This is a genomic window from Stenotrophomonas sp. 85239_Sma (genome assembly GCF_056481725.1).
The window spans coordinates 4,430,383-4,447,678 of sequence record NZ_CM151163.1 but is presented as its reverse complement, the minus strand read 5'-3'; the positions used below and the strand labels follow the sequence as shown (position 1 = coordinate 4,447,678).

The window sequence follows — 17,296 nt, the reverse complement described above, 5'->3', positions numbered from 1 at the left end:
GAGGGGATTAAGTCGTTTCTGCCTCCCCCGTCCCCTCCTTGCGCGGGCGCCCTCGTCTGCGTATTGCCACGGGGCGTCCCAGCGTCTTCTCCACCATCCGCAGGAATGCAGCGTCCCCCATTGGGCATTGCCTGCTGCTGTGGTTGCGGATTGCGGGCAGGTCTGCGGATGCATTCACATCGCGCAGGAATTCGGCATACAACCTCGTCCTCTGCCGAGCGGTTCCTGCAAGCGCTTTGAACGCGGGGTGCAGGGTCAGCATTGGATCATCCCGTCGTTGAAGGTTGCCGTGCACGCTGGACCACGGATGATCTTCGGCGCTGACAACAATTCCGGCGCGAACCGGATTGCGTTCGATGTAGCGGTATACGCTGAGAAGATAAGCGTCGCTGTCGATCATCGAGGAATGGAAGCGCCCCTGCCACAGAGGCCCACTGCGTCCGTGCCGCTGGTTGAAGGCCTGCACGTAGTTGTTGCCCTGCATGCGCATTGCGCCCGCCAGTCCCTGCTGTGTGGAGGGCGTGGCCAGCAGGTGGACGTGGTTGCCCATCAGTACATAGGCATGCAGTGCGACGTGGTGCTTGAGAAATGCGCTGTGCAACAGATGCAGGAACAGTTGGCGGTCGATGTCGTCGATGAAGATCGCGCCTTTGTTCACGCCGCGCTGGATCACGTGATAGGCCTGGCCTGCCAGCATCAGGCGTGCTTGTCGGGGCATGGGATTCGGAGGCTGAAAGGGACCTCAGCCTGTCATCGCGGCTGCGGAGCAGGGCATCAGGCAATGCCGCGAAGCAGTGTCGGGTGAGTCAAAAGCGACTTAATCCCCTCCGTCCCCTTTTGCGTAGCGCGCAGGCGTCATCCCCATCTCGCGCTTGAACACGGTGATGAAGGCGCTGGGCGTGTCGTAGCCCATGGACAGCGCAACGCTGATCACCGGTTCGCCCGCCAGCAGGCGTGGCAGCGACAGCAGTACGCGCAGGCGTTGCCGCCACTGGCCCAGCGTCATGTGGGTTTCGGCCTGCCAACGGCGGGCGAGGCTGCGGCTGGACAGGCCGCAGGTGGCTGCCCACGCCCCGACACTGCGAAGGTCATCCGGCGAACGTGCCAGCACCGCAGCGACCCGCCGCAGGCGGCGATCCTGCGGTTGTGGCAGGGCAAGCGGCAGCGGCGTGCTGGCGGTGATCTCATCGGCGATCACGCCGGCCAGGCGTACCTGCGCGGCGTCCAGCGCCCGGTGTGGCCAACTCAGCGCGCGCGTCGTCGCGGCCTGCAACAGCGCGTTGGGCTGGAAAATGCGCGGCACGGCGGGCAGGTCCAGGCAGGCCTCGGCGTTGAAGTACAGGCTCCAGCCATCAAATTCCTCTGCCCCTACCAGGGCGTGGGGCAGTGAGGGCGGAATCCAGGCGACGTGCCCGGCTGGCAGCAGCCACTGCAGATCATCGACCTCGATCCGCAGCAGGCCCTGGTGTGCGCCCAGCAGCTGGCCGCGGGCGTGCCGGTGGCGGGCCGTGCGTCGTGGGCGGTGCAGGCGCAGCTGGGCTGCCAGCAACGCCGGCCCGCTGCTGGCGTTGGCCAGTGCGGGGTCGAGCAACGCGGGGAATGTCTGATCTGCCATATCGTTTGGCAGTTATACGGCAGAACGGTCGCTGCGGGGTGTCGATACTGGAAGTCCCCTCAATGGAGCATCACCCATGCAGCCGCAGGACATCCTTCCCGACCACCAGAACGACGTGCAGGTAAACGGCCTCACCGTGCGCAAGGGCAGCGTCGGTGCCTTCCTCGCCAGCGTCCGTGACTGGCAGGATCCCGCCAGCGATGACGCCCTCCGCGCCACCGCCGAAGCCGACATGCGTGAGCTGCTGCCGGGCCTGCATGCGCTGGGACTGTTCCAGGTGCTGGCCGCGCGCGATCCAGCACTGCAGCGCCTGATCGACAGCTACCCCTGAAACGAACACGGCCCGGACATGCCGGGCCGTGTGGTCATTGCGGGACGGAAACGACTTAATCCCCTCCGTCCCCTTTTCGTGGTCAGCCGCCGCCCGGGGCGAATACCAGGGTGCGGCGGGTGGTGACCGGCGCGCTGACCGGCTCGAAGCGCCAGCGCTTGACTGCGTTCATGGCTTCGCGATCGAAGACGCGCGACGGCGTTGCGCGCAGCACGCGGGCGTTGATCACCGAGCCGTCAGTGCCGACGGTGATTTCCACCAGCACTTCGCCGGAGGTGCCTGCACGCAGCGCCTCGGACGGATAACGCGGTGCCGGGGTGCTGACCGGGCGCAGGTTCGGCGCCGCAGCGGCCGCCGGAGCCGCCGCCTGGCGTGCGGCGCTGGCCTGCTGGGCGGCCGCCTGCTGCTGCTTCTGCTCGGCTTCGCGGCGGGCAGCGGCCTGGCGCTCGGCCTCCTGGCGCTCGTTGTCGCGGCGGGCAGCATCCTGCTGGGCAGCGATCTGCTTGGCCGCGTCGGCTTCCTTGGCGCGCTGCTCGGCCAGGCGCTGCTGTTCGGTCTGCTGCTTGCTGCGGTCCTCGGCGTCCTTCTTGGCTTTCTCGGCTTCGGCTTCGGTGCGCTTGGCAGCGTTTTGCACGCCCTTGGCCAGGCCGTCCTTCAGGCGCGGCAGGGCCGGCGCGGAGGCATCCACCTTCTCGATCAGCGCCACCAGGCGCTGCGCCTCGGTGTAGTCCTCGCGGCCCAGGTGCTGCTCGGCGGCGATCAGGGTGTAGGGCAGCAGGTCGGTCAGCGCGCTCTTCACCGAGGCGTCGTCCGGGGTCTTGTCGCGCAGGGCGAGGTAGTACTCGATGGCGTTGTCGCCGGCCGGCGCGTACATGCGGTTCTCGCGCAGGGCCTGGCTGGCCGACTCACGCAGCTGCTCGGTGCCCATCGACTGCACCTTGGCGGCGACCACCGGTGCGGCCGGTGCGGCGGCGGTGGGTGCGGCGGCCGGGGCCGGTGCTGCGGATTCTTCCTTGCCCGAGCAGGCGGCCAGCGCCAGTGCCAAAGCAACCGGCAGCCACCGGCGCGCGGCGGTGATCGTTGAGACGTGCGACATCCTGCTCCCCTCTAGAAGACGACGTGACGTAAATCATTGATATGCATGGCCGGGACCTGCGGTCCGGGCGCGGCAGGGTGACGTTTCCCGACGCCACCGCCGGCAACGGCGAGGGTGCAATCTAGCATCCCGGCCACCGCCGCGTACAAGGGGCGGTGGCCGGAAGGGGCAACGGCCACCGCCGTTGCCGGCGACGACCTCAGTGGTCGTGCGACTTGCTGTGGCTGTTGGACATCAGCTTGTCGGTCCAGGCGATGCCGATTGCCGACAGGATGAACACGCAGTGGATGATGGTCTGCCACAGCACGCCGTCCGGGGTCAGCATCGAGCAGCGGGCGACACCGATGTTGGCGGCGGCCACGCTCATCTGTTCCGGCGTGCACAGCGGGATGCCATTCAGTGCGCCACTGGCGATGAAGGTCTTCAGCAGGTGGATCGAGGAGATGCCGATGATCGCCATCGCCAGCTTCACCTTCAGCACGCTGGCGTTGACGTGGCTCAGCCATTCCGGCTGGTCCGGGTGGCCTTCCAGGCGCAGGCGCGAGACGAAGGTCTCGTAGCCGCCGACGATCACCATCACCAGCAGGTTGGAGATCATCACCACGTCGATCAGGCCCAGCACGATCAGCATGATCTGCTGTTCGCCCATCGAGACCGAGTGCGAGATCAGGTGCCACAGTTCCTTGCCGAACAGGAACACGTAGACGCACTGCGCCACGATCAGGCCCAGGTACAGCGGCAGCTGCAGCCAGCGCGAGGCGAAGATCAGCGTGGACAGCGGGGAGAGCGGCGGGCGGTTTGCACTCATGCGGGGGATGCTGCGTTTCGGGGGAGAGGCGAGGTTACCGGCCCGACATGACGGTGCCAACCCAACTCTCGCACTAGACTTCAGGTTCCTTTCCGCACCCCGAGCCGACGCCATGATCGACCTGTATTACTGGCCCACCCCGAACGGCCACAAAGTGACCCTGCTGTTGGAGGAAACCGGCCTGGAGTACCGCATCCACCCGGTCAACATCGGCTCGGGCGACCAGTTCAAGCCGGAATTCCTGGCCATTTCGCCCAACAACAAGATGCCGGCCATCGTCGACCAGGCCCCGGCCGATGGCGGTGCCCCGCAGAGCGTGTTCGAGTCCGGCGCGATCCTGTTGTACCTGGCCGAGAAGACCGGCCAGTTTCTGCCCCGCGACCCGCGCGGCCGCGTCACCACCCTGGAGTGGCTGTTCTGGCAGATGGCGGGCCTGGGCCCGATGAGCGGCCAGATGGGGCATTTCAATGTGTATGCGCCGGAGAAGATCCCGTACGCGATCGAGCGCTATGACAACGAAGTGCGCCGCCTGCACGGGGTGATGGACAAGCGCCTGGCCCAGCACGCCTTCCTGGCCGGCGACGAGTACACCATCGCCGACATGGCCAGCTACCCGTGGATCGGCGCCTACGACACGCTGCCGGTGGACTTCGCCGCCTTCCCGAACCTCAAGCGCTGGCACGAGGCCATCGCCGCACGCCCGGCCACCCAGCGCGCCTATGCCCTGCGCCAGCAGGTGAACCCCAACGCCGGCAAGCCGCTCAGCGACGAAGAGCGCAAGCACCTGTTCGGCCAGCGCTGACCCAGAACGGTGGGTGCCGACCGTTGGTCGGCACTCGCTCGCACTCCTTATGGGCAGAAGGTCATGCTGCCTTCCCGCACGGGCTTGGTTAGGATGGGGGACGACCGCCCGGCGCCCGCCGCGGGGCGGACCTGCCGTTTGACGGGATCCTCCATGCGCCACCTGTTCGCTTCGCTCGCCCTCATGCTCGCCACCAGTACCGCCGCCCACGCCGAAAAGCTGACCCTGGAAGCCATCACCGGCCCGCTGCCGCTGTCCGGCCCGACCCTGATGAAGCCGAAGGTGGCGCCGGACGGTTCGCAGGTCAGTTTCCTGCGCGGCAAGGACAGCGACCGCAACCAGCTGGACCTGTGGACCTACGACATCGGCAGCGGCCAGACCCGCCTGCTGGTCGATTCCAAGGTGGTGCTGCCCGGCACCGAGACCCTCAGCGACGAGGAAAAGGCCCGCCGCGAGCGCCAGCGCATCGCCGCGATGACCGGCATCGTCGATTACCAGTGGTCGCCGGACGCGCAGCGCCTGCTGTTCCCGTTGGGCGGCGAACTCTACCTGTACGACCTCAAGCAGCAGGGTGCAGCGGCCGTGCGCCAGCTGACCCACGGTGAAGGCTTCGCCACCGACGCCAAGCTGTCGCCCAAGGGCGGCTTCGTCAGCTTCATCCGCGGCCGCAACCTGTGGGTGATCGACCTGGCCAGTGGCAAGCAGCTGCAGCTGACCCGCGACGGCAGCACCACCATCGGCAACGGCGTGGCCGAGTTCGTCGCCGATGAAGAGATGGACCGCCACACCGGTTACTGGTGGGCGCCGGATGATTCGGCCATCGCCTTCGCGCGCATCGACGAGGCACCGGTGCCGGTGCAGAAGCGCTACGAGGTCTACGCCGACCGCACCGATGTGATCGAGCAGCGTTACCCGGCCGCCGGCGACGCCAACGTACGCGTGCAGCTGGGCGTGATTGCACCGGCCGCCGATGCACAGCCGCGCTGGGTCGACCTGGGCAAGGAGCAGGACATCTACCTGGCCCGCGTCGATTGGCGCGATGCGCAGCACCTGAGTTTCCAGCGCCAGTCGCGCGACCAGAGGCAGCTGGACCTGGTGGAAGTGGCACTCGATTCCAACCGCCAGCGCGTACTCGCCCACGAGACCAGCCCGACCTGGGTACCGCTGCACAACAGCCTGCGCTTCCTTGAAGACGGCAGCGTGCTGTGGTCGTCCGAGCGCACCGGCTTCCAGCACCTGTACCGCATCGACAGCAAGGGCAAGGCCACCGCGCTGACCCATGGCAACTGGCCGGTGGACGAGCTGCTGGCGGTCGATGAAAAGGCCGGCAAGGCCTACTTCCGTGCCGGCATCGAGAGCTCGCGCGAAAGCCAGATCTACGCGGTGTCGCTGCAGGGCGGTGAGCCGCAGCGCCTGTCCAAGGCACCGGGCATGCACAGTGCCACGTTCGCCCGCAATGCCAGCGTCTACGTCGACAGCTGGTCCAACAGCACCACGCCGCCGCAGATCGAACTGTTCCGCGCCAGTGGCGAGAAGATCGCCACGCTGGTCGAGAACGACCTGGCCGATCCCAAGCACCCGTATGCGCGCTATCGCGATGCGCAGCGCCCGGTCGAGTTCGGCACATTGATGGCTGCCGATGGCAAGACCCCGCTGAACTACAGCCTGATCAAGCCGGCCGGCTTCGATCCGTCCAAGCGCTATCCGGTGGCCGTGTACGTCTACGGCGGCCCAGCCAGCCAGACCGTCACCGACAGCTGGCCCGGTCGTGGCGACCATCTGTTCAACCAGTACCTGGCCCAGCGGGGCTACGTGGTGTTTTCGCTGGACAACCGCGGCACCCCGCGCCGTGGCCGCGACTTCGGTGGCGCGCTGTACGGGAAGCAGGGCACGGTGGAAGTGACCGACCAGCTGCGCGGCGTGACCTGGCTGAAGCAGCAGCCGTGGGTGGACCCGGCGCGCATCGGCGTGCAGGGCTGGTCCAACGGCGGCTACATGACCCTGATGCTGCTGGCCAAGGCCTCGAACCAGTACGCCTGCGGCGTGGCCGGCGCACCGGTCACCGATTGGGGCCTGTACGACAGCCACTACACCGAACGCTATATGGATCTGCCGGCGCGCAATGAAGCGGGATACCGCGAAGCGCGCGTGCTGACCCACATCGACGGCCTGCGTTCGCCGCTGCTGCTGATCCACGGCATGGCCGACGACAACGTGCTGTTCACCAACTCGACCAGCCTGATGAGCGCGCTGCAGAAGCGTGCGCAGCCGTTCGAACTGATGACCTACCCGGGCGCCAAGCATGGCCTGTCCGGCGCCGATGCCCTGCATCGCTACCGCGTGGCCGAAGCCTTCCTGGGGCGCTGCCTGAAGCCCTGATGCACGAACGGGAAGGAGCCCGCCGATGACCCTGCCACCGCCGATTCCCACCCATGGCCCCAAGCCCGCCGGCTGGTGGTGCCGTCACTGGCGCTGGGCGATGCCGCTGACCGTGCTGCTGGTGCTGGCCGGCGCCGGTGGCACAGTGGCCTGGAGCGTGCTGCGCTGGAGCGAGGCGGCACGCGAGAGCCCGCCGATGCGCGAAGCAATGCGTCGCGCGGGATGCAGCATCGAACTGGTGGAAGCCTTCGGCGAGCCGCTGCATATTGAATCGATGCCACTGGGCAGCATGCAGACCGCGATCAACGGCCAGCGCGATGTTGGCCTGACCGTGGCCCTGGAAGGACCACGCGCGCAGGGCCGGCTGTTCGTGAAGGGTACCCGCAGTGACGACGTGTGGGACTACCCGGTGATGTACGTGCTGGGCGAGAACAAGCAGACGTTCGACCTGACCGCACTGGATGACGTTGAAGCCGCGCAGGAATGCGAACTGCAGGCCTGCCGCGAGCGCGGCGAGTGCCCGCTGACCGCGGCGTTGTGACCTCCGGCCGATTGTCGCCGCTGCGCTGAGCGCGTAGGGTGCGGGCAACCCTGTCCTGGAGTGCACCATGAAGCCGATCGCGTTGGCCGTTGCCCTGGCCCTGACCGCTGCCCCGTTGCTGTCCGCACCGCCGGCGCTGGCTGCACCCGCCGCCAAGGCCGCTACCCCGGCCAGCCCGGCCTGGGTGGCCCGCAGCAACGCACTGGCGCAGATCCTGCTCGATGCGCAGGGCCCGTTCCAGCCGGAAGAAACCGGCTTCTTCGGCGTGCCCGGCTACGATGACAAGGTGGCTGACCTCGGCCCGGACAACGGCAAGCGCTACCGCGCCGCGATGGCCAAGGCACGCGACGAACTGAAGGCGAAGCTGGCCGCCGAGCAGGATCCCAATGTCCGCCAGGACCTGGAGATCATGATCCACGCGGCCAACCAGAACATCGAAGGCAGCGAGCTCAACGAGAAGTACCTGCTGCCGTGGAGCGATGCGCCGCAGACGGTGTTCAGCGGCCTTAACCTGCTGCTGTCCGACCAGGTGCCGGCCGAGCGCCGGGCCAAGGCGCTCGACCGCCTCAAGGCGTATGCTGGCCTGCAGCCGGGCGGCACCGCGTTCACCACGCTGGCCCGCCAGCGCTACGAGGAACGGCTGAAGGACGGCAGCCTGCTGCAGCCGACGAAGATCGAAGTGCAGCAGTCGCTGGACAACGTCGAGACCTACATCACCGGCATCGAGTCGCTGCTGAAGAAGTACCAGATCGCCGGCGCCGACGAGGCGATGAAGGCCCTGGCCGGGCAGATGAAGGACTACGCCAGCTGGACGCGCTCGACCGTGCTGCCGAAGGCGCGCACCGACGCACGCCTGCCGGCGCCGTTGTACGCCTACCAGCTCAAGCAGGTCGGCATCGACATCGACCCGAAGCTGCTGATGCAGCGCGCGCAGCTGGAATTCATGGAAACCCGTTCGGCGATGCAGCAGCTGGCACCGCTGGTGGTGAAGGACAAGGGCCTGAAGGTGGCCGATCCGAGCGACCCGGTGGCGGTGATCCGCGCGCTGAAGGCCGACAAGATCGCCGACGATCATCTGGAAGGCCACTACCGCAAGGTGATCGATGCGATCGATCCGCTGATCCGCGAGCACGCCATCGTCGATGTGCCCAAGCGCGCCATGCAGATGCGCCTGGGTTCGGCCGCCGAGAGCGCGGCCAGCCCGGCACCGCATTTCCTGCCGGCGCCGCTGGTCAACAACACCGGGCAGCAGGGCACCTTCGTGCTGCCGCTGGGCAACCCGGCCGCGGGCCCGGGCGCGCAGTACGATGATTTCAACTTCGGCGCGGCGGCGTGGACGCTGAGCGCGCATGAAGGCCGCCCCGGCCACGAGCTGCAGTTCACCGCCATGGTCGAGCGTGGCGTCTCGCTGGCACGCACCATGTTCGCGTTCAATTCGGTGAACGTGGAAGGCTGGGCGTTGTATGCCGAAGCCGAGATGGTGCCGTACGAGCCGCTGGATGGGCAGATGATCGCCCTGCAGTTCCGCCTGCTGCGGGCCGCGCGCGCGATGCTCGACCCGATGCTCAACCTCGGCCTGACCGACCGTGCCAACGGCGAGCGCGTACTGATGGAGCAGGTCGGCCTGTCCAAGGCGATGGCCACCCAGGAACTGGACCGCTACATGGTGCGCATGCCGGGCCAGGCGGGCAGCTACTTCTATGGCTACACCCGCATCCTGGAACTGCGCATGCAGACCGAGCTGGCACTGGGTGCGAAGTTTGACCGCCTGGCGTTCAACAACTTCCTGCTCGACCAGGGCCTGCTGCCGCCGGACCAGCTGGCCGATGCGGTGAACAAGGTGTTCGTGCCGAAGTACAAGTAACCGAAGCGCTGGGGTCGGATCCCTTTCCGTAGGGAAGGGCTCTGACCGCGTGCGTCACCGGGAATGCCCATCCACGCATGGCGTGGATCTACCGCATCACCGTCAACGCTGCGGCTGCGGCGTGATCACCTGCGTCGGCAGCCGTGCCGGCGGTGCCGGGTTCGGTACCCAGATCGCGACGCCGGCGGCGCGCTTCTGCGTGGTCGGAATACCGATGCCGACCCCTCCGCCGACATGCGAGCCGAACGTGCCGGCACCCACCGACATGCCCACCGGCGAGCCGCTGCTGCCCACGCCCATCAGCACCACGCCATTGGCGCCCAGCGCTGCGGCCTCGCGCTTCAGGCGCGCCACCGCCGCGTCGGTCTGGCCCTGCGTGCCGAAGCCTACGGCAGACGCCGATTCCAGCTGGGCGATTTCCTGGGAGCCGGCCGGCGGCGTCGAATAGATCTGTACCAGTGCCGGATCGATCGGCGCGCGGGCGCGCCCCAGCATGACCTTGGAGGTGCTGGCACAACCGGCGGCGACCAGCAGGATGGCCGCCAGCGCGGCCCAACGGATGTTCATGGCACGACCCCTGTAGGACTGGTTGCGATCATCGGCGGGCTACTCTGAATCGGCGCCAACACCCGGGCCAGAGCGCGTACGGCAGGACGCTAGCACGGTGCCGGTGACAGCCCCGCCAACGGCAGTAGGCGGCGACCGTGGGAACGACTATGGTGGACAGACAGGAACCAACTGCGGGAGAGCGGAATGGGTGTGATCAGTCTGTTGTGGGGCGTACTGGCGCTGTTGTGGATGATCCTGGCGCTGATTCCGCTGCTGGGCTGGGGCAACTGGTTCCTGATCCCGTTCGCCGCCGTGGGCGCGGTGATCGCCGCGCTGGGCATCCTGTTCACCCACCCGACCAAGCGCGGCCGGGCCTGGGCTGGGCTGGTGCTGAACGGCATCGTGGTGGTGGTCGGCATCCTGCGCCTGGGCCTGGGTGGCGGCGTGATCTGAGCCGCGTCGCCGGGTGCGACAGGGCGTCGCAGGTACACGGCCGCGGGCCGGGCAGGGGCGTACAATGAACGGCTGCGCGAGCCCCCCGCGTGCCTGTGAATCCGCGCCCGGCGCGGCTGCCCCATGATCATCCGACCCCGTCCCCACGGCTGGCAACTGCTGTACATCCTGCGCGGCTCGATCGTCAAAGCGATCGCGCCGAAGGTGCTGGCCATCCTGATCCTGTCCATCGCGGTGGCCGCGGTGGTGGAACTGGCGCCACCGACCGGCATCGAACGCGTTTCCGTCACGCCGTTCACCCTGCTTGGCCTGGTCCTGTCGATCTTCCTCAGCTTCCGCAACAGCGCCTGCCATGACCGCTGGTGGGAAGGCCGCAAGCTGTGGGGCCAGCTGGTCTATGAATCGCGTTCGCTGGCCCGCCAGGTCAACCTGCTGCTGGCCGATGACGCCGGTCGCCGTCGCCGCATCGCCTACCTCACTACGGCCTTCGCCCATGCGCTGGCCGCTCGCCTGCGTGGTCGCATCGTGGCCCTGGCTGCGTTGCCGTGGATGGACAAGCCGCAGCGCGAGCAGCTGGGCCAGCGCGAGAACGTGCCTGATGCAGTGCTGTCGATGATCGCCGCCGAGCTGGCCCAGGCCCTGCGCGCCGGTGAACTCGACCCGATCCTCTACACCCAGCTGGAGGAGCGCCTGCACGCGATGTCGTCGATCCAGGCCGGCTGCGAGCGCATCCTCACCACGCCGCTGCCGTTCGCCTACACCCTGCTGCTGCACCGCAGCGCATGGATGTTCTGCGTGCTGCTGCCGTTCGGCCTGGCCAGCTCGCTGGGCTGGGGCACGCCGGTGCTGTCGGCGGTGCTCGCCTATGCCTTCTTCGGCCTGGACCAGCTGGGCGAAGAAATGGAAGACCCGTTCGGCCTGGAGCCGAACGACCTGCCGCTGGACGCGCTGGTGCGCACGATCGAGATCGACCAGCTCGACGCGCTCGGCGAACGCCCGTTGCCCGAACCCCTGCTGCCGCAGGGCTACCTGTTGCAATAGCCACTCCTCGGAGCCTGCCATGTCCCACCCGCTTTATCGCCCGCGCCGCATGCGCCATGACGAGTTCTCGCGCCGCCTGATGCGTGAGAACACGCTGACCACCGACGACCTGATCTACCCGGTGTTCGTGCACGAATTGGCCGGCCGCACCGCGGTGCCGTCGATGCCGGGCGTGGAGCGGCTGTCGATCGAAGAGCTGCTGAAGGTGGCCGAAGAGGCGCTGGAGCTGGGCATTCCGGTGATCGACCTGTTCCCGGTGATCGATCCGTCGCTGAAATCGCTGGACGCGTCGGCGGCGTGGGCCGAGGACGGCCTGGCGCAGCGCGCGATCCGCGCGCTGAAGTCGCGCTTCCCGGAACTGGGGGTGATGACCGACGTGGCGCTGGACCCGTACACCACCCACGGCCAGGACGGCATCATCGACGACAAGGGTTACGTGCTCAACGACATCACCGTCGAAGCACTGGTCAAGCAGTCGGTATCGCACGCCGAAGCCGGCGTGGATATCGTCTCGCCGTCGGACATGATGGACGGTCGCATCGGCGCGATCCGCCGTGCGCTGGATGCCGACCACCACATCAACGTACGCATCATGGCCTACTCGGCCAAGTACGCCTCGGCGTTCTACGGCCCATTCCGCGATGCGGTGGGCAGCGCGGCCAGCCTCGGCAAGGCCGACAAGAAGACCTACCAGATGGACCCGGCCAATGGCGACGAGGCCCTGCGCGAGATCGCGCTGGACCTGGAAGAGGGCGCCGACATGGTGATGGTCAAGCCGGGCATGCCCTACCTGGACCTGGTGCGCCGGGTGAAGGAGAAATTCGGCGTGCCGACCTTCGCCTACCAGGTCAGTGGCGAGTACGCGATGATGAAGGCCGCCTTCGCCAACGGCTGGCTGGACGAACGCGCCTGCGTGATGGAGTCGCTGCTGGGCTTCAAGCGGGCAGGCGCCGATGGTGTGCTGACCTATTTCGCGCCGCAGGTGGCGCGATGGCTGCGCGAGCGCTGACAATAGCGCCACGATAGACGGAGGAATACGCGATGGGACCCGAGCTGGGATGGGTGCAATGGTTGATCTGGGGCATCGGTACGCTGGTGTTCGGCGCCATCATCGTCGGTGTTTTCATCGCGGCCTGGCGGGCCGGCAAGCGCCCGCCGGAACAGCTCTCCGCCGCGCGTCACGTGGCCCGTGAACAGGCGCTGCCGGACAGCGTGCAGGCCGAGCTGGCCGCGTTGAACCAGCGCAAGGACAACGGCCAGCTGAGCGAGATGGAGTACGAGCAGTTGCGCGCCAAGGTGTTGTCGCGCTGACGGGGCAATGCCCGGGGTCGGATCCCTTTCCGCAGGAAAGGGCTCTGACCCCTTCGCGGGCACCATCCACGCATGGCGTGGATCTACCGCACGCACCCGGGCACCGCCGCCACCTTCGGCACCGCCAACCGGTACACATCCACGCCCCCGGCACGCGGTGCCTTCGCCGCACTGCTGGCGACCATCATCTCGCCGGGCTTGGCGTTGTCGATCACCGGCGCGCCGGTCCAGCCGCCAGCCTGGTTGAACGACAGCCCCAGCGGCTGCAGTGCCACGCCGCTCCATGCGCAGCGGCTGCTCCAGACCTGCGCGGTACTGCCGCTGCCACGGCTGAATACCACGGCGCCGTCATGGCCCAGCCAGTCACCGTCGGTCTCGTCGTCGGCGCTGTTCAACGCGCTCAGTGCGCTGGCCGGGCCGCGCAGGCCCTGCGCATCCAGCGTCGCCACGAACAGGTCCCAGCCGGCGCCACGGCCCTGCTGGCGGGCAAACAACAGCTGCTTGCCATCCGCGCTCAGGGCTGGCCCGCGCTCTTCCCGGCGCCCGCCGTCACCGGCCAGCGGCTGCGCCGGGCCCGGCTGGCCGTCGGCGGCCAACGCGGCACGGTACAGCGCCAGCTTGCCCTCGCCGCCGGCCGCGAACAGCAGCCAGCGGCCGTCACGGCTGAAGTAGGGATCGCGGGCTTCACCGGCCACGCCTACCGGCAGCGCCTGCGCCTGCTGCCAGCGGCCGTCCACCACGCGCGCTTCCCACAGGCCCCATCCGGCCTCGCCGCGGCGGGCGAAGACGATGCGCCGGCCATCGGCACTGATCGTGGCGCGGCCCTCGTCGGCGCGGGTCGAGACCACGCCCATGCCTTCGATCCCGTACTCGTTCAACGCCATCGCCACGGGGGCAGAGAGTAGACTGGCGGCGAGCACCAGCAGGGGCGGGGTGATGCGCATCATCCGGTTCCGTGCACGAAAGAGCATCAGTCTAGCCAGCTTGAGGATTCCATGACCGACCGTTACGCCGTCTTCGGACACCCCGTTGCCCACTCGAAGTCGCCGCAGATCCATGCGACGTTCGGTCGCCAGGAAGGCATCGCCATCGACTACCGCGCGATCGACCTGGCCCCCGATGCGTTCCTGGCCGGCCTGCAGGCCTTCGCCGCCGAGGGCGGTGTTGGTGCCAACGTTACCCTGCCGCACAAGGAAGCCGCGTTCTCGGTGTGCACCACGTTGACCGCACGGGCGCGCCGCGCCGGCTCGGTCAACACGCTGCTGCGCAAGGGCGACCGCTGGCACGGCGACACCACCGATGGCATCGGCCTGGTGCGCGACCTGACCGATCGCCACGGCCTGGACCTGCGCGGCCGCCGCGTGCTGATGATCGGTGCCGGTGGCTCGGCGCGCAGCGTCGCCCCGGCGCTGCTCGATGCAGGCATCACCGAACTGGTGGTGGTCAACCGCACGCCGGAGCGCGCCGACGAACTGATCGACGCGATGGGCGAACCGGGCCGTGCGATCAGCCGCTACTGGGAGGACCTGCGCGACCTCGGCGACTTCGAACTGATCGTCAACGCCACCTCGGCCGGTCGCGACCGCGACGTCGAATTCAAGCTGCCGCTGTCACTGGTCAATTCGATGACCACCGCCGTCGACCTGAACTACGGCGAGGCCGCCATCGCCTTCCTGGCCTGGGCCCGTGCGGCGAACTGCCGCAATACCGTCGACGGCCTGGGCATGCTGGTCGAGCAGGCGGCCGAAAGCTTCCTGCAGTGGCACGGCGTGCGCCCGCAGACCGACGAGGTCTACCAGTCGCTGCGGCAGGGCTCGGCCGTGCTGGCCGGCGAAGACTGACCGATGGACAGCACAACGTTGATGGTGACCGTGCTGAGCATGGTCGGCGTGCGCCTGCCGGTGCTGATCGCGCTGTGCGTCGGCCTGGTCTGGGTGGTCGGTGCGCCGCGCGATGCCACCCGCACCGGCGCGCTGGTCGGCCTGCTGTTGCTGCTGCTGTCCAGCCTGGGGGGCCTGGCGGCGGGCATGCTGCCGATGTGGCTGGTCAGCAGTGGCAACTTCAGCGCCATCTCGGGCATGAGCGCCATCTTCGGCGTGGTGCACTTCGCGCTGGCGATGGTCGAGGCCATCGGCGTGGTGCTGCTGGTGTGGGCGCTGGTGCGCCTGCTGCGCCTGCGCGGCAACGCGGTGCAGTGACAGCCCGGTGACGGCCCTGGGTCGTCGTCAGTAGCGTCCGGCGTGTTCATCCAGCCGCCGGGCGTCGTCGCTGGCCCGTTCAGGGTGCCAGCGACAGTGAACGCGGCCGGCCATGCGACAATGACCGGCCTGATCCAGCCACGGTAGTTCCCGGCGTGACCGAAACCGTCGCCGCTCCGCGCACGCTCGATGACGCCTTGAAGGACGCGATCCGCAAGGCGTACACGACGCTGCAGGCCAATACTCCCGGCTTCTCCACCCGCCGCTCGCAGAGCCAGATGATCGGTGTGGTGTCGCGTGCGCTGTCGAAAAGTGGCGGCGTCGGCGTGGTCGAGGCGCCCACCGGCGTCGGCAAGAGCCTGGGCTACCTCACCGCAGGTGTACCGATCGCGCTGGCCAGCAAGAAGAAGCTGGTGATCAGCACCGGCACCGTAGCGCTGCAGTCGCAGCTGGTCGAGCGCGATATCCCGAATTTCCTCAAGGCCACCGGCCTGGAAGCGACCGTGGCGCTGGCCAAGGGCCGTACCCGCTACCTGTGCACGCGCAATGCTGCTGAGGCGCAGGGCGAGGGTTCGCAGGGCGGCATGTTCGAGGATGACGCACCCCTGTTCGACCGGCCGCTGGCGCCGATCGAGATGGACATCGCCAAGCGCCTGACCGACGCCTTCACCGGCGGCACCTGGGATGGCGACATCGACAACGCGCCGGAGACCATCAGCCCCGGTCTGCGCAGCCGCATCACCACGCCGGCTTCGGGTTGTGCCGGGCGCCGCTGCGCCTATTCGGCGCAGTGCGCAGTGCTGCGTTCGCGTAACACCGTGCGCGATGCGCAGATCGTGGTCACCAACCACGCGCTGCTGCTGTCGGCGCTGTCGATCGGTGACAGCGACAACGGCCAGCCGTTGATCGCGCCGCCGTCGGACATGCTGCTGGTGCTGGACGAAGGCCATCACATCGGCAGCGTGGCGATCGACCAGGGTGCAGCCAGCCTGGCGCTGGACGAGATGGCCAAACGCACCGGCCGCCTGCAGATCCTGATCGCCGGTGCCTACCGCGCGGTCGACAAGGACCGCCTTGGCAACCTGTTGCCGAACGAAGCGATCGAGGTGGCCAGCAACGTGGCCAAGCAGCTGCGCGCGTTCCGCGATCACATCGAGCGGGTGTGGATGCCGGCACCGGCGGACGAAGAGCCGATGTGGCGCGCGGCCAACGGGCGCCTGCCCGAGGCCTGGCGCGGGCCGATCGAGGCCCTGGCCGACGATACCCGCAGCCTCTACAACTGGGCGCATGCCGCTACTGCGCAGGTGGCCAAGGGCAAGCCAGACGATGCCGCGCGCGAGCGCCTGCAGCGCAACCTGGGCATGGCGCTGGAAATGATCGAGCAGCAGTACAACCTGTGGCAGGCGTGGCGCCGCGAGGACAAGGATGGCGCGCCGCCGATGGCGCGCTGGGTCACCGCCACCCGCGACGGCGACCTGGTGCTGCACGGCTCGCCGGTGTCGGCCGCGCACGTGCTGCGCAAGCTGCTGTGGGATGAAGTGGACTCGGTGGTGATGACCTCGGCGACGTTGACCGGCGGTGGCGACTTCCAGTCGCTGGCGATCGACAACGGCATTCCGGAAGAGGCAGAGATGGTCTCGCTGTCGTCGCCGTTCGACCTGCCCAACCAGGCCGAGCTGGTCGTGCCGAAGTTCCCGGTCACGCCGGACGACCGCGAAGGCCACCCGCGCGAAGTGGCGCGCTACCTCGACACCGAGCTGGACTGGGCCAAGGGCTCGATGGTGCTGTTCACCTCGCGCTGGAAGATGGAGAAGGTGGCCGGGCTGATGTCGGCCGCGCGGCGCAAGCAGGTGCTGGTGCAGGGCGAGATGTCCAAGACCCGCCTGATCGACGAGCATCTGCGGCGCGTGGCGGCAGGCGAGGGCTCGGTGCTGTTCGGGCTGAACTCGTTCGGCGAAGGGCTCGACCTGCCGGGCGAAGCCTGCACTACGGTGGTGATCACCCAGGTGCCGTTCGCGGTGCCGACCGACCCGCAGACCGCCACGCTCAGCGAGTGGTTCGAGGGGCGCGGGTTGAATGCCTTCAACCTGATCGCCATTCCGCATGCGCTGCGCACGCTGACCCAGTTCGCCGGCCGCCTGATCCGCACCTCCACCGACACCGGCCGCGTGGTCATTCTTGATTCGCGGCTGCTGACCCGCCGCTACGGCAAGCGCATCATCGACGCGCTGCCGCCGTTCAAGCGCGTGATCGGCTGACACGGGGTCGGATCCCTTCCGAAGGAAAGGCTCTGACCCCACCACGCACT

At 68.1% G+C, this 17,296-nt stretch carries 18 protein-coding genes; 12 read left to right on the top strand and 6 right to left on the bottom strand.

Annotated features, from left to right (window positions below):
- Positions 1–7: 7 nt before the first annotated feature.
- Together ACYKG1_RS20675 and ACYKG1_RS20670 are read right to left on the bottom strand one after the other, a co-directional pair.
- Positions 8–718, bottom strand: a complete 711-nt coding sequence (locus ACYKG1_RS20675; protein ID WP_478471257.1) for a transposase — start codon at positions 716–718, stop codon at positions 8–10.
- Between the two features lie 99 nt (positions 719–817).
- Positions 818–1,615, bottom strand: a complete 798-nt coding sequence (locus tag ACYKG1_RS20670) for a helix-turn-helix domain-containing protein (protein ID WP_478471256.1) — start codon at positions 1,613–1,615, stop codon at positions 818–820.
- 76 nt (positions 1,616–1,691) lie between these two features.
- Between ACYKG1_RS20670 and ACYKG1_RS20665 the strand changes: the two genes are divergently transcribed.
- Complete coding sequence (locus tag ACYKG1_RS20665; RefSeq protein WP_478471255.1) at positions 1,692–1,946, top strand: hypothetical protein; 255 nt, start codon at positions 1,692–1,694, stop codon at positions 1,944–1,946.
- An 82-nt stretch (positions 1,947–2,028) separates the two neighbouring features.
- Here ACYKG1_RS20665 and ACYKG1_RS20660 read toward each other — a convergent pair whose 3' ends face one another.
- Together ACYKG1_RS20660 and ACYKG1_RS20655 are read right to left on the bottom strand one after the other, a co-directional pair.
- A complete protein-coding gene (locus ACYKG1_RS20660) occupies positions 2,029–3,042 on the bottom strand; it encodes an energy transducer TonB (RefSeq protein ID WP_014038885.1) in 1,014 nt (337 codons plus the stop codon).
- Positions 3,043–3,241: 199 nt separating this feature from the next.
- A complete protein-coding gene (locus ACYKG1_RS20655) occupies positions 3,242–3,850 on the bottom strand; it encodes a TIGR00645 family protein (protein WP_100474559.1) in 609 nt (202 codons plus the stop codon).
- Between the two features lie 112 nt (positions 3,851–3,962).
- Here ACYKG1_RS20655 and ACYKG1_RS20650 point away from each other — a divergent pair, with 112 nt between their 5' ends.
- The 4 genes from ACYKG1_RS20650 (at position 3,963) to ACYKG1_RS20635 (ending at position 9,436) form a co-directional block, all read left to right on the top strand.
- Positions 3,963–4,652: a glutathione binding-like protein gene (locus ACYKG1_RS20650; RefSeq protein ID WP_478471254.1), complete on the top strand. Its 690-nt coding sequence runs from the start codon at positions 3,963–3,965 to the stop codon at positions 4,650–4,652.
- A gap of 153 nt (positions 4,653–4,805) precedes the next feature.
- Positions 4,806–7,031, top strand: coding sequence for a S9 family peptidase (locus tag ACYKG1_RS20645; RefSeq protein ID WP_478471253.1), 2,226 nt, complete (start codon positions 4,806–4,808; stop codon positions 7,029–7,031).
- Between the two features lie 25 nt (positions 7,032–7,056).
- Positions 7,057–7,572 (top strand): cytochrome c oxidase assembly factor Coa1 family protein, encoded by a 516-nt coding sequence (locus ACYKG1_RS20640; RefSeq protein ID WP_478471252.1) that lies wholly within the window; start codon positions 7,057–7,059, stop codon positions 7,570–7,572.
- Positions 7,573–7,639: 67 nt separating this feature from the next.
- On the top strand, positions 7,640–9,436 hold the full coding sequence (locus ACYKG1_RS20635) for a DUF885 domain-containing protein (protein ID WP_478471251.1): 1,797 nt from the start codon (positions 7,640–7,642) through the stop codon (positions 9,434–9,436).
- A 102-nt stretch (positions 9,437–9,538) separates the two neighbouring features.
- On the opposite strand, the gene ACYKG1_RS20630 is transcribed toward ACYKG1_RS20635, so the two are convergent.
- The gene (locus ACYKG1_RS20630; protein WP_014038879.1) at positions 9,539–10,003 is read right to left on the bottom strand and encodes a hypothetical protein; all 465 of its coding nucleotides are present in this window, start codon (positions 10,001–10,003) and stop codon (positions 9,539–9,541) included.
- A gap of 186 nt (positions 10,004–10,189) precedes the next feature.
- Between ACYKG1_RS20630 and ACYKG1_RS20625 the strand changes: the two genes are divergently transcribed.
- The 4 genes from ACYKG1_RS20625 to ACYKG1_RS20610 all read left to right on the top strand — a co-directional run bounded on the left by ACYKG1_RS20625 (position 10,190) and on the right by ACYKG1_RS20610 (position 12,790).
- Complete coding sequence (locus ACYKG1_RS20625) at positions 10,190–10,438, top strand: hypothetical protein (protein ID WP_005420185.1); 249 nt, start codon at positions 10,190–10,192, stop codon at positions 10,436–10,438.
- Positions 10,439–10,561: 123 nt separating this feature from the next.
- Positions 10,562–11,479, top strand: coding sequence for a bestrophin family protein (locus tag ACYKG1_RS20620; RefSeq protein ID WP_478471250.1), 918 nt, complete (start codon positions 10,562–10,564; stop codon positions 11,477–11,479).
- Between the two features lie 19 nt (positions 11,480–11,498).
- A complete protein-coding gene (gene hemB, locus ACYKG1_RS20615) occupies positions 11,499–12,488 on the top strand; it encodes a porphobilinogen synthase (RefSeq protein ID WP_065198312.1) in 990 nt (329 codons plus the stop codon).
- A gap of 32 nt (positions 12,489–12,520) precedes the next feature.
- A complete protein-coding gene (locus ACYKG1_RS20610; RefSeq protein ID WP_253134565.1) occupies positions 12,521–12,790 on the top strand; it encodes a DMAP1-binding domain-containing protein in 270 nt (89 codons plus the stop codon).
- An 83-nt stretch (positions 12,791–12,873) separates the two neighbouring features.
- Here ACYKG1_RS20610 and ACYKG1_RS20605 read toward each other — a convergent pair whose 3' ends face one another.
- On the bottom strand, positions 12,874–13,737 hold the full coding sequence (locus ACYKG1_RS20605) for a TolB family protein (RefSeq protein ID WP_478471249.1): 864 nt from the start codon (positions 13,735–13,737) through the stop codon (positions 12,874–12,876).
- A 48-nt stretch (positions 13,738–13,785) separates the two neighbouring features.
- Between ACYKG1_RS20605 and aroE the strand changes: the two genes are divergently transcribed.
- The 3 genes from aroE to dinG all read left to right on the top strand — a co-directional run bounded on the left by aroE (position 13,786) and on the right by dinG (position 17,246).
- Positions 13,786–14,631: a shikimate dehydrogenase gene (aroE, locus tag ACYKG1_RS20600; protein WP_478471248.1), complete on the top strand. Its 846-nt coding sequence runs from the start codon at positions 13,786–13,788 to the stop codon at positions 14,629–14,631.
- 3 nt (positions 14,632–14,634) lie between these two features.
- On the top strand, positions 14,635–14,988 hold the full coding sequence (locus ACYKG1_RS20595; protein ID WP_049444215.1) for a hypothetical protein: 354 nt from the start codon (positions 14,635–14,637) through the stop codon (positions 14,986–14,988).
- A gap of 155 nt (positions 14,989–15,143) precedes the next feature.
- Positions 15,144–17,246: an ATP-dependent DNA helicase DinG gene (dinG, locus tag ACYKG1_RS20590; RefSeq protein ID WP_478471247.1), complete on the top strand. Its 2,103-nt coding sequence runs from the start codon at positions 15,144–15,146 to the stop codon at positions 17,244–17,246.
- The last annotated feature ends 50 nt before the right edge of the window (positions 17,247–17,296 follow it).